This is a genomic window from Paenibacillus typhae, assembly GCF_900099765.1.
GTDB classification, from domain to species: domain Bacteria; phylum Bacillota; class Bacilli; order Paenibacillales; family Paenibacillaceae; genus Paenibacillus_AQ; species Paenibacillus_AQ typhae.
Genome location: NZ_FNDX01000062.1, coordinates 19,980 through 32,022, shown reverse-complemented (window position 1 = coordinate 32,022; position 12,043 = coordinate 19,980). Strand labels below are relative to the sequence as shown.

At 50.9% G+C, this 12,043-nt stretch carries 16 protein-coding genes; 1 reads left to right on the top strand and 15 read right to left on the bottom strand.

From position 1 onward, the window contains the following. On the top strand, positions 1–231 hold a 231-nt coding region (locus BLR64_RS28145; protein WP_139172124.1), incomplete at its 5' end, for a transposase. A 490-nt stretch (positions 232–721) separates the two neighbouring features. Here the strand turns inward: BLR64_RS28145 and BLR64_RS28140 are convergent. The 15 genes from BLR64_RS28140 to hisC all read right to left on the bottom strand — a co-directional run bounded on the left by BLR64_RS28140 (position 722) and on the right by hisC (position 12,021). Further along, the gene (locus tag BLR64_RS28140) at positions 722–1,609 is read right to left on the bottom strand and encodes a sporulation protein YpjB (RefSeq protein WP_090719837.1); all 888 of its coding nucleotides are present in this window, start codon (positions 1,607–1,609) and stop codon (positions 722–724) included. 56 nt (positions 1,610–1,665) lie between these two features. Next, complete coding sequence (locus BLR64_RS28135; RefSeq protein WP_090719834.1) at positions 1,666–2,313, bottom strand: DUF1405 domain-containing protein; 648 nt, start codon at positions 2,311–2,313, stop codon at positions 1,666–1,668. A gap of 96 nt (positions 2,314–2,409) precedes the next feature. Continuing rightward, positions 2,410–3,288 carry a menaquinol-cytochrome c reductase cytochrome b/c subunit gene (locus BLR64_RS28130; RefSeq protein WP_090719832.1) on the bottom strand — a complete coding sequence of 293 codons (879 nt, stop codon included), beginning with the start codon at positions 3,286–3,288 and terminating at the stop codon, positions 2,410–2,412. 28 nt (positions 3,289–3,316) lie between these two features. Then, positions 3,317–3,988 (bottom strand): menaquinol-cytochrome c reductase cytochrome b subunit, encoded by a 672-nt coding sequence (qcrB, locus tag BLR64_RS28125; protein WP_090719829.1) that lies wholly within the window; start codon positions 3,986–3,988, stop codon positions 3,317–3,319. Between the two features lie 5 nt (positions 3,989–3,993). Next, positions 3,994–4,548: a Rieske (2Fe-2S) protein gene (locus BLR64_RS28120; protein WP_068723330.1), complete on the bottom strand. Its 555-nt coding sequence runs from the start codon at positions 4,546–4,548 to the stop codon at positions 3,994–3,996. A gap of 218 nt (positions 4,549–4,766) precedes the next feature. Further along, complete coding sequence (locus BLR64_RS28115; protein WP_090719827.1) at positions 4,767–5,201, bottom strand: DUF2487 family protein; 435 nt, start codon at positions 5,199–5,201, stop codon at positions 4,767–4,769. An 81-nt stretch (positions 5,202–5,282) separates the two neighbouring features. Then, a complete protein-coding gene (locus tag BLR64_RS28110; RefSeq protein WP_038594463.1) occupies positions 5,283–5,462 on the bottom strand; it encodes an IDEAL domain-containing protein in 180 nt (59 codons plus the stop codon). An 18-nt stretch (positions 5,463–5,480) separates the two neighbouring features. Further along, complete coding sequence (locus BLR64_RS28105) at positions 5,481–5,987, bottom strand: gamma carbonic anhydrase family protein (protein ID WP_090719825.1); 507 nt, start codon at positions 5,985–5,987, stop codon at positions 5,481–5,483. Between the two features lie 11 nt (positions 5,988–5,998). Continuing rightward, positions 5,999–7,087: a hypothetical protein gene (locus tag BLR64_RS28100; protein ID WP_090719823.1), complete on the bottom strand. Its 1,089-nt coding sequence runs from the start codon at positions 7,085–7,087 to the stop codon at positions 5,999–6,001. A gap of 91 nt (positions 7,088–7,178) precedes the next feature. After that, a complete protein-coding gene (locus tag BLR64_RS28095) occupies positions 7,179–7,766 on the bottom strand; it encodes a histidine phosphatase family protein (protein ID WP_090719821.1) in 588 nt (195 codons plus the stop codon). Between the two features lie 153 nt (positions 7,767–7,919). Further along, positions 7,920–8,513: an anti-sigma factor gene (locus BLR64_RS28090; RefSeq protein ID WP_090719820.1), complete on the bottom strand. Its 594-nt coding sequence runs from the start codon at positions 8,511–8,513 to the stop codon at positions 7,920–7,922. A 5-nt stretch (positions 8,514–8,518) separates the two neighbouring features. Continuing rightward, positions 8,519–9,106: an RNA polymerase sigma factor gene (locus BLR64_RS28085; protein ID WP_090719818.1), complete on the bottom strand. Its 588-nt coding sequence runs from the start codon at positions 9,104–9,106 to the stop codon at positions 8,519–8,521. 322 nt (positions 9,107–9,428) lie between these two features. Then, positions 9,429–9,728 (bottom strand): hypothetical protein, encoded by a 300-nt coding sequence (locus tag BLR64_RS28080; protein WP_090719816.1) that lies wholly within the window; start codon positions 9,726–9,728, stop codon positions 9,429–9,431. 52 nt (positions 9,729–9,780) lie between these two features. Continuing rightward, the gene (locus BLR64_RS28075) at positions 9,781–10,875 is read right to left on the bottom strand and encodes a prephenate dehydrogenase (protein ID WP_090719814.1); all 1,095 of its coding nucleotides are present in this window, start codon (positions 10,873–10,875) and stop codon (positions 9,781–9,783) included. Positions 10,876–10,923: 48 nt separating this feature from the next. Next, entirely contained in the window at positions 10,924–12,021 is a 1,098-nt protein-coding gene (gene hisC / locus BLR64_RS28070; protein ID WP_090719812.1) for a histidinol-phosphate transaminase, read from the bottom strand. Positions 12,022–12,043 lie beyond the last annotated feature (22 nt).

Here is a 12,043-nt window from a genome sequence, read left to right as displayed (position 1 = left end):
CACGCCTACCCCGCAAGAGGTAGCGAGAGCTTTACGAAACTGTACAACAAGCGAACGGCCGTGGAACGAGTTTTTGCGTACCTCAAAGAGTATTTTGGCATGAAACGTACACGTCACCGCGGTGTCCGGGCAGGTGTGGATTTCCAGCTCAGTACACTGGCCTACAATTTGAGTAAGTTTGCGCTAGACAAGTTGAACAAGCAGTTAAACAGTTTCCAGAAAGTAGCCTGATTTTTTTTAAAACGATCTCAAAAATTTTGGCCCAGTCTTGCTACTCAACAAACTGAATTATGAAATTGACTCTTCCGTGCAACTATATCCGGTCTATTTAGGTAAAATAGCATTTTCAGCCGATTATAAATGCATCTAATACAGTTATTTCTGAATTGGGCGGCTTTTTGTGCTTTTTAGTTGTATAAAATACACTTATTCCTTAAATCACATAGTTGGCTAACCCTCAAAGAATCTGCCAAACACATTGGCTCACCCAAACCTGCGATAAGCCTCACTCTACAATACATCGCACAAGATTATTATAAAGAAATTACGAGCAAAAGCTCCCCTTCCCGTGTCTAATGGAAAGGAGAGCTTTTCTTTTAGAATCAGCAGGCATATAAACCGCACCACCACTGCGAGCTTATGCAGGCAAGCCAGCATGAAAGCTTAACGTCTATACCTTCACTAACTTCAGTTTCTCACTTCCTCCAGTATTCCTCTGAGCCTATACCGGCTTCAGATCCTCGCGCTCGCCGCGGTATTTGCGGAAAGCGGCATAGGCAAGAGCAGTGATGATGAAGACACCTGCCAGCAGTCCCCAGGCTCCGTATTCTGCAGGAGCAAGCGGCAGGGATAACGCCGGTTCATCGCGCTCCTTGCCGAATAACACCCTCACCGCATCCTGGCCGTAGGAGACGATCTCCAGCAGCCGCGAACGGCCTGGAGGCTGGGCGGAATCAGTAACCCCGGCTGCATAAGACAGCCAGGAGTCAAAGGCGCTGACCGCTTCCGGCCGGCTAGAGATGACGACCGCCGGGCGGATCGTATCATATCTGCTCTGCAGCCGGGAGACTGCAGCTTTCCAGCCCTCCGGCTTGCCTGCCGCAGCGCTTTGCTCCATATCATTCAGATCCTCACGGATCAGCTTATAATACTGTTGCCACATCGGCTGCCGGGGATGACTCAGACTGTTGGCGGCAAGCCTCATTCTGGCTGCAGCCGCTTCCCACTTCCCGGGATCGATCTGGGCAGCTGCAAGGGTGGCTTTGAGGTCCATAATAACCCCGGACAGCGCATTGACTCCTTCAATTGAAGTCAGCCCTTCAAAAGAGGAAGACACAAAAATCTCTGAGATTTCCGCGCTCTTCTGCCTTGCTTTAACCACATCACCTTCCAGCACATAGCTGTACAGCGCTTCTGCCGCCTGTTCTAGCTTTTCTGCGCCGTTCCTGCCGGTCAGGGCAGGTGCTTCGCTCCCGGCAGCAGCCGTCTGCCCGGCTCCGCTATCCTTGGCGGCACCACTTCCATCAGCAGATACACTCCCGCCGGTCATGCCGGCAAGCAGCCAGCACAATATTACTCCAGTCAGCACAATATAACACTTGCGCGGCATGAGACATCCCTCCTAACCTTATTCTATGGCAGGAGGACAAGAGTTAGAACAGCCTGTCAGCGCCGGATTCCGGTCCGCTGTAAGGGATCGTACCGCCTTGTCTTCGGACCCGCTATCCAGGCTGCCGCAGCACTCAGCAGTGTCAGAAGAATCGTAAGATACTGCACCTGGGTAACATCGTCGTCCAATACAGACGGCAGCCAAGGATAGACTCCTGCAGAGTAATCAACCATATCATTAGCCAGCGTCCAGAGCAGAGCCACCGGCAGCATCCGCCGGAACGAGAAGAACCGGGCATAGATCAGGGCCTCTACCGCCATTCCGGTATGCGACACCACCAGCATCCAATCCTTCCAGCTGATTGTATCTCCCTGGTACCCCCCGGCAAAGATAACGCCAACCGCCCATATGCCATACTTGACAGAAGTAACTACAGCCAGGGCCTCGATCAGCTCACGCACCAGCGTCCCCTTCAGACCTTTCGGGGGATACAGCAGCAATAACAGCGCAATGGTAAAGAACAGGCTGGCTGTCGGGCTGTCCGGCACGAACGGCAGCAGCCAGGCCGGATAGTTCTGCGCAGTATACTCCAGTTGATTGCCATACCATATGTATCCGTAAATCGTGCCGAGGACATTGACGATAAAGAGCAGCCATATGATCCCCCGGTGCTTGAACAGCTTGTCTAACATGTTAACCGGCATACACAGTTTCACCCTCCCAGATCAGAACATTTCACAGTCATTACACATACAAAAACCTGACCGCAAGAATACGATCAGGTTCGCGTTATCATTATTTTACTGTTCGCTTTTTTGTTTGGCAAGCCACGCCGCCAGTGAGTCGATATCCTGGTCAGTAAGCCCGGCACCAAGCGCCGTTTCATACATCGGCGGCATCTGGCCCTGACCCTCCTTGATAATGGCCAGGATAGCCGCCTGATCGTGGGTATCTCCTACCCCGCGCAGCGAAGGTCCGCCCCCGCCCTTCAGGTCCACAGCATGGCAGGTAACGCAGGTCGCCTGCTTGAACAGTGCCATCGCCGGATCATCCTTGTCCACGATGGCGATATCCTCAGTCTGCACCGCACTGGTGGTGGGCAAGCCTTTGGCCCTGTTCTCAGCGGCCTTCTCCTCACGCTGAACATCTTCCGGGATCTGGCCGGTTTCGGCCATTTCGTGCTTGTATTCAGTCCAGGCCGTATTGGTTAAATAGACGATCGCCGCCAGAGACAGTAGCATCAGCGAAGAGGCAATCGGCCGCTTGTAGAAGCGACGTTCCCTGCCGGTGTCCAGAAACGGGGCAAGCAGCAGTGCGCCGAACGCCACACCTGTGACTCCCAGAGTTCCCAGCACGATATAATCACCCGAGGCATAAGGCAGCTTCAGATATTGATAGAGAAACAGAAAATACCAGTCAGGAATCGGAATAACGGTCGCCCTGGCGTCTGCCGGGAATCCCAGCGGCGCAGGCTCGGAAATCGTGAGTACTAGAATGCCTACCAGTACAACTACCCCGACCATCCATTCCTTGAGCAGAAAGTTTGGAATGAACGCCTCCGATTTCCCCGGGTAAGCCGTATAATCAGGCGGCGTAATAAATCCGCTGCCCTTCCTTACTCGTGAGTCGCCGACATACACAACCTTTTCCCCGGATCCGTCCTTGCCCTTATGTGCCATTCCGTTCTCCCTCCTTTCGTCGATTAGCCTACAGCGGGCCGGATATTCCCTGTCTGCGGATCATAATAAAGTGTCCGACGAGCAGTATAAGCATAACCGCCGGGAGAAAGAATACATGAAGGGCGAAAAAGCGGGTAAGCGTCTCTGCACCGACAATCGTTCCGCCCTGCATCAGCTCTTTTAACACAGGACCCATAACCGGCACGGAGTTGGCAATTTCCAGTGTAACCTTGGTGGCGAAATAAGCTTTATTGTCCCAAGGCAGCAGATATCCGGTCAGTCCCAGGCCCAACATGACAAAAAAGATCAGCATTCCCACCACCCAGTTCATCTCGCGCGGCGCTTTATACGAGCCTGTAAAAAATACGCGCATCGTATGCAGGAACATCATGACAATGACCAGACTCGCCCCCCAGTGGTGCATACCGCGTACGATCTGGCCAAAAGCAACCTTGGTTTGCAGATATTCCACACTGGCATAGGCATTGATAATATCCGGTACATAATACATCGTCAGGAACATCCCTGACAAAATCTGAATGACAGTGATAAAAAAGGTAAGGCCGCCGAAGCAGTACACGAATGCCGAGAAGTGATGGGCCGGGTTGACATGCTCAGGAACCTCATGATCGGCGACATCTCTCCAGATCGGCGTAATATCCAGACGTTCATCAATCCAGTTATAGATATTTTTAAACATCAGGGCTACGCCTCCTTATTGGCTTCGGTATTAGGTACAATATCACCCAGATACACCCATCCGCCTTCAATCTTGGTCTTGTACTGGTCGAGCGGCTTCGCTGCAACCGCCAGCTGCTTGCCCAGCTTCGTGTAACGTGCGCCATGGCAGGGACAATGGTATTCGTCCGGAAAAGCCTTATCATTGTTCCAGCCCACCGTACAGCCGAGATGCTTGCAGATCGGTGAAAGCGCATAAATATTTCCGCCCTCATCTTTCCGGATCCACGCCGTCAGTGTAGCTGTACTGGCATACCAGCCGTCCTGCTGCTTGAGCTCAAAGTTAAACTCCTGCGGAACATCGGTAATTTGAGAGACTTCGGCAACCTTGATGAAATCCCCTTCCCCCCGCTTATGTAAAATAGGGTCTACAGCAAACCGCGTCATGGGAAGAAGGACTCCAGCTCCCATAAATGCAGTGGCTCCGCCGAGGGTATAGGTCAAAAACTGCCTGCGGGACATCTCCTTGCGGCTGGGCGGTTTGGGCGGATTTACTTCAGGCTCTTCATTGTAACTGCTCATACGGTGTGTAACCCCCTTTTCTAAAATGGAGAAGGCACCTGCAGGTCATGCACAGTCATTTAATGTAAAGAATCCGGTTACAATGACATAAATCACATGTCATATCAATTCACCCTTATCATAGCTTAGGCCCCAATACCCGTCAAGAATTTTGTCTATTTTGTGACAGGCATCCGTACTCACTTTTTATAAATTGTTGATTATTTGTCACAATTAACTCATGTTACACTTTGCCACAAAGCATGGATTTTTTCGTTTATTTCGGACTTTTCCGGGCCTTTACAAACCGGTCCAAATCCAGACAGAGCAAAGACTAAATCGCTTTCATAAATATCTTCTGCCGACATTCCCGGAACGGCTGAAGCAACAATTACATATTGGAATATACTGGATTTGACTTTCCTGCAGACTTCATTAAAATAGTCTGCATTTTGACCTGTCGCATACTGTATAGCCGGATATACAACTATTCGTCCCCGGAATGGCTTCTCGATCAGCTCCAGCAGATCACGGAGCTTCTCCAGCACGGCTGCTGCCTCAGGCGGGCTCTCCTCACCCGACAATCCGGTGAACGGGAGCAGACAGGTATCAAAGTATTTTCCGTGTTCGTTCCAGCTTTCCTCTGTAAATTCACTGAATTTCAACTTGATCATCCCTTCACTGGATTCCTTTTAATCTATTTAATACGGACTTGCCGGATAAGTCAAAAAAAAGAAATGCGCTTAGCGCATTTCTTATGCAAGACTCTTCAGTTCTTCAGTCAGATAACGGAATGCCGCTTTATCTCCGGCCGCCAGCGCCGTGTCAATCTCCCGGTACAAGATGTCGGTACGACGCTTTCGCAGCGCTTCATCCCACACCATTTCTGCCGCAAGTCCTAGCATCACTTCATAGGTAGCCTTCATTTTGTCCATTCGATACACCTCCGCTGTTTAGAAGATTCCATATTCTTTTGCTTTGACTACATAACTTTCACTGGTCTGCTTCATCCGGAGCAGATCCTGCTCCGTAAGCTCGCGGACGACTTTAGCAGGAGAACCCAGACACAATGTATACGGCGGGATTTTTTTGTTTTCGGTTACAATTGAACCGGCTCCTATTAAAGCATATTCACCAATTGCTGCTCCGTTCAAAACAATTGCACCCATTCCGATTAATGTGCCTCTGCCTATCCTGCAGCCGTGGATAATGGCGGAATGCCCCACCGATATCCCGTCCTCGAGGATCAGCGGCAAGCCATTGCCGACATGCCCTACAGCCCCGTCCTGAATATTACAGCGTTCCCCAATAACTACCGGAGCAAGATCTCCCCGGAGCACTGCATTGAACCAGATGCTAGAATGCTGTCCTACCGTCACATCGCCTACCAGCTTGGCGCCTTCCGCCACGTATACAGATTCGTCAGTCCGCGGTATGTAATTCCCGTAAGCAATCCGCATATTCCTCCCCCTTACTTAGGCAGCCGCCTTGGAGTGGCCGCTTCCATTCCCCATGGGGTCATCATAATGACCGGGCCGTCAGGGGTCTCCCCCAGCCGGATCATCCCCAGATGGAGCATCATCCTTAGAACACGCTGTTCCAGAATGGAAGCCGCATCGTCATAGTAGAACGGTTTGATCAGCCAGCCTATTCCTTCCGTCAAGGAAGAGATGCTTACCCACTCTCCGGCGCTCTTACTAATCCAGTATACGATTGATGGAAGATTGGGAACAGCACCTTTATAGAGTTTTAACCAAAAGAAGAATATCTGCATCAGCCTTTCGGTTTTTCCTTCGGCGAGCAGTGTCTCTCCGGCAGCTGTCAGCTTCAAACGGAAGCCCTCTTCAGAAATATAACGGCGGTGCCTGGCATAATCATACAAAAGGGCCATTCTGGGCGGATAGTGCTCGCACGCTCTGCCGTAGCCGAATCTCCACCCGCCTTTGCCAAGCAGCGGCTCGGGTATCTGGAGCGCATTCATCAGCCCCTGCTGATAACGTTTATAGAGTGCGCCCTCCTGGTTCAGCTCAGGCTCATTCTCTTTCACATAACGCATAAACAGCAGCAGATCGCCAGCCAGTAAATCCCCTTCGGACCGGTACACGCCAGGCTCACTGGCATACTCAACTTTTTCCCTGATATAACTGCCCATTTGTTCAAGGAAACGGCGCTTCAAATCCTCCGGAACCTGAAACAGATACTTGCTCTGCTGTGAGGTACCGCTGAACAGCCAGCCTCCATTTTTGAAACGGCTGACCATTTCACGATATCCGCCGTCTTTGCCGTCCGGAATATCAAAGGTTGCCTGTTTCGCTGCGGCCAGCAGATCCTCGAGACTAAAGTGGCTGCGTTCATCAAAAAGCAGTGTGTTCAGAAACCGCAATTCCTCCGGTTTACAGCTCCGGATATGAGAATCCATGAAATCCCGGCTTCCAAGCAGGATGAGAAGACTCTGGATCAAATCATGTTTCGAGTTTCGTTTGCAATCGCACTGGTAGCGTCCCGCTATCGCGGTAAGCTGGCCAATGTCCGCGTATGTGAGCATATCCGCCAGATTCATCATTCATCGCCTCACTGTTTTACTACCATTATGGGAAATACAGCCCTTTTTATTCCTTTTTTCTCAAAAAAAAATAACCCGAAAGCTCGGGTTACCGCTGATTCTGTAAAATATGGCGTGTACAATTATACAAAAGCGCATTCCATTCCTTTTCGCTTTTCTCGATAATGGTCAGGGACAGATTGCCAAGACGTTCTGTGTACTTGTCTTTGTATAAGGCTACATAGAGCTGGGCGAGAAATCCGCCATGGGAGATGACCAGTATATTACTGTCAGGGTAGCGGGCAGTAATGTCCTCCATAAACGCAAGCCCCCGCAGCTGCAGCTGCTCATCGGTTTCCTGCCCTAGCTCAAGCAGATTCCAGTCCTTGCCCCATTTGGCCTCTCGCTCCAGAGCTGTCATCCCTTCCACCTGTCCGTAAGCACGTTCCCTGATTCGCTCATCGGGCTGGATCAGAGGGATACCCAGCTTCCCGGCAATGATTCTCCCCGTCTCTTCTGCCCGGGACAGACCGCTTGTTATGCAGAAATCCCAGCTGTAGGGTTCATTCAGCAGCCGCTCACCCAGCATTTCAGCCTGCCTCCGGCCTTCGTCATTGAGCGGAATATCACTTTGTCCCTGTATTTTGCCTGCTGCATTCCAATCCGTCAGTCCATGGCGTATCAAGCCGACCAGCATCGCCTATCACCCTTCCATCCAGTATGTTTGCTTAATAATGTATCATGAATGCAAACAAATGTCTTCTTTTTGAAGGATTATGAACGTTTTTGAAGGGGTTTCAGTGCCGGAAGCAACAAAAAGGTCCGCTTTACCCGGGGTAAAGGGACCTTGTCATTGTCTGCGGTAACGGTTCAGCCTTGTCAGCAGAAAGATCGACAGCGCTACGCCCAGCATGGATAATACCATCCAGTATTGCGGATGCGTGGGTCCCATGCTAACGACAAGCGGCTCAATAATTCCTCCCCCGGATTCTGTAGCCGGATAGGAAGAAGACCATTCCAGCGTAAGTCCGGCTACACCTGAATCAATAATGCCGCTCTGTGCCGAGCTTGTATTGGCAGGTGTTTTGAACAAGGTGAAATATAAGAAGCTCGATAAAAACACGGCCAGAAAGCAGGCGATCCACAGGCTCAGCCTGCGGCGGAAAACAGTAGTATTCCCGGCAGATTTCCCGTCCCCCGGCATCAGCCACGGACTCTCCAGATAAATCCGCTCCATAACCTTCTGATTAACGGCCTCAGCGCGTTCCGCGCTGATCTCCATTCTCAGGTCCTGCATAAGCTCGTTGCTCTCCTGCCAGATAGCCCATTCAGCGGCACAGTAAGAACAACCCGCGATATGTCTTTCAAGCTCAATCCGCTTAGGATCAGTGGGGGGAGCATCCCACAATAGCGGAATGAAATCCTGCGCTTCCCTGCAGTTCATAGGCCTTACACCCTCTCAGCCTGCTCTTCCACTTCAGGCTCATAAAAATAGGATTCGAGTTGGAGCTTCACACTGCTCCTTGCACGAAACAACAGTGATTTCACGGAGCTGACACTCTGATCCAAAATGACGGCAATTTCCTGGTAGTCCATCTGATCATATTCACGCAGAATCAGCGCCGAGCGCTGCTTCTCCGGGAGATTATTGATTGCTTCGCGGACCAAATTCATCCGTTCCTTGCGCAGTGCAGCCTGTTCTGGTGCAACCTCCGCCGGTGCCACAGGCGTATAGCCGCTTTCTTCGAGCGAGACATTGCCCGCGCGGTTCTTGCGCAGCTCACTGAGCACTGTGTTGCGGGCGATCGTGTACAGCCATGTTGAGAACGAAGCATCCACTTCACGGAAGGAATGCAGGCTCCGGAATGCTTTGTAGAAGGTCTCCGAGCAGAGATCCTCTGCAATGAGCTCCATATGCGAATTCTTGAGCATATGGTATACAAAAGCCAGTATCTTTCGCTGGTATCTGCGCATCAGTTCCGAATATAATTCTGTGTTTCCTTGCTTGATTAACTGGATCAACTGGGAATCCGTCATGGTGAGTTTTAGCCCTCCTCGCCCTTGCACGATTAACCCGTCAGGTCCGTATCTGTATATACCGGCCTGGGGTAAAAAAGTTGCGGTGAATCCTCCAAATTTGCAATTCCGTAAATCCTAAAGTTAAAATCGGTAAGTTTAACTAAATAACGCAATACTTCCTATGTATATTCAGCGTTCCGGCAATTAAGAAATACTGTATGTAAATACAGAAATAAAATTGCACATTCAAATATTTCCAAATGAAATCTATAAACATACTTAACCAGTATAGCATACATTCTATCAGGATGAAATTAGTAGACTTTTGTAAACCTATTCTTTACCCTATGGCAGAAAAGTCGAAATCCGGAGAAGCCGCCGGACTCAAATTAGTTTTAAAGAAAGTGTTGACAAAATGTAAACGGATACATATAATAAAAGTACAGTATGGTTTCTCTCCACTCCTATCCAAACACTGTACGATTCCAATATCCATTGTGAATTGTAGCCGCTTACTTTGTAAGCGGTTCTTTTTTTTGTTAAAAACTTTTTCCTCTGCCACCGGGCGGCTTCTAAAGCGTTTCAGACTGCAATCAAAAACAGCGCGTACCGGCTTAACCGGCACGCGCTCTTTCTTCATAGACTGCTTCTGTCTCCTGCACCTAAAATGATTCGGGCAGCAGCGCTGCTGTCTATACGTATACAGTGTAATCGTTATGCTGCAGGAGCGCCTTGGCCCGCTCCATATCGTTCTCCTGGCGGAACGACAGCCGCATGATCCCCGGCACATCCTCACGGCTCTCAATAATCTGCACGTTGCTGAGGTTAATCCCCTGATCCCCGAGTTCAGTGGCGATGCGGCCGATAATCCCCGGATGATCGGGAACATCAATGTGCAAATCGAACAGCGGGGCAATCATACCCTTGCGTCGTTCTGGCAGCTGGCTGCGGAAGCCGTTCGCTTCATGGAAAGCCTCCTCGATACCAGCCCCGTCCGAGCTCTCCAGCATCTGAATGAAGGAAGAAACCTCCTCATTCCAGTCTTTCAGAAGCCGCAGCATCACTGCACGGTTATTCAGCAGAATGTCGCGCCAGATAATCGGATCACTGGAGGCAATCCGGGTAATGTCCCGGAATCCCCCTGCAGCCAGGGTACTGTACAGCGAATCCTCTGAATCGTAGGCATGAATCTGATTCACAAGAGCTACAGCGATAATATGCGGCAAATGGCTGATGGCCCCGACAATTTCATCATGACGTTCCGGATCAAGCCTGACGATCTGTGCTCGCGTATGTAATAACAGGGATTTCAGTGCCTCATAGGCTTCCTCCGGCACTCCTGGCGGCGGGGTCAACACATAGTAGGCATTCTCGAACAGCAGGGAAGAAGCGGCTTCCACACCGGAACGTTCCGAGCCGGCCATCGGATGGCCGCCAATGAAATGGACGCCGGGAATATTAAGGGAAACTGCACAGGCTGCAATGCTGGCCTTGGTGCTGCCGACATCCGTAATGATGCAGCCCGGCTTAAGCGGAAGCTTGCTCAGCTGCTGCAGGTACTCCTCCAGCATGCCGACGGGCACGCACAGGAAGATATAATCGGCGTCAAGCGCCGCTTCCTCAACAGATAGAGTAGCATGATCCACTACCCCCCTGCTAACATATTTCACCGCAGATTCAGGACGGTGGGCATGGCCGACGACGGTCAGGCCCTCCTTGCCTTTGAAGCAAAGGGCCAGTGAGCCTCCGATCAGACCGACACCGAAGATAGCTATTTTTGTCGTCATATCTTTGTACTACCCGCCTTCTGTTATTTCGTCTTGTACCGATTCTGTCTAAGCCCGTACTTCCTGTTCAGACAGCGTCTGTTCCAGTGCACTGATAAAAGCCTTGTTCTGTTCCGCTGAACCCACAGTCACACGGATATAAGTCGGATACAGACGGTGTCCGGCCCGGACAATAATGCCGAGACGCAGCAGGGACTCAAATACCTCTACAGCAGGCTTGCGTACATCAACCATGATGAAGTTACCGTTAGCCGGGAAGGAATGAAGGCCCAGACGCTGGAATTCCTCCTGCAGCTGTGCAATCCCTTCACCGTTAAGCCGGCGGCATTCAGCCACATAGTCCTGATCAGCCAGAGCAGCAAGGGCTCCGGCCTGGGCCAGTCGGGAAGTGTTGAACGGCTCGCGCACCTTATTGATCAGATTGATGATCTGCGGGCTGGCAACACCGTAACCGATACGAAGGGCAGCCAGACCGTAAATTTTGGAGAAGGTCCGCAGAACTACCAGATTCGGATACTGCTCCAGCAGCTTAATTCCATCTGTATAGGACTCGTCTGTCACGTATTCAAAGTAAGCTTCATCCAGCACCACCATTACTCCAGCCGGAACTGCATCCAGGAACTTAACCAGTGCATTGTGCGGGACAATTGTTCCGGTAGGGTTATTCGGATTGCAGATCCAGATGACCTTGGTCTTGTCAGTGACGCGGGCAAGCATGCCGTCAAGATCGTGGGTCCCGTCTGCCAGCGGTACTTCAATGGTTACAGCACCTTCAATATCCGCATTGCTCTTGTATACCGAGAAGGTCTGATCAGCCATGATGGTCTCATCGCCGGGCAGGAAGAAGGCACGGCAGATCAGAGCGATGATCTCGTCCGAACCGCAGCCGAAAATGATATTCTCGCTCTGCACGCCGAGATGTCCGGCCAGCGCGGCCGTCAGATCAGCTGCTGAGCCGTCGGGATACAGGAACAGATTGTCGAGATCCGCGATAATGGCCGCTTTGGCACTCGGCGAAGCACCATACGGATTTTCATTGGAAGCCAGCTTGATAACCTCTTCCAGGCCAAGCTCTTTTTTAACCTCATCAATAGGTTTTCCCGGCTTGTAGACAGGGAGGTTAACGATATTCGGTTTCGGATTCATCTGTAGTCCTCACTCTCCATGA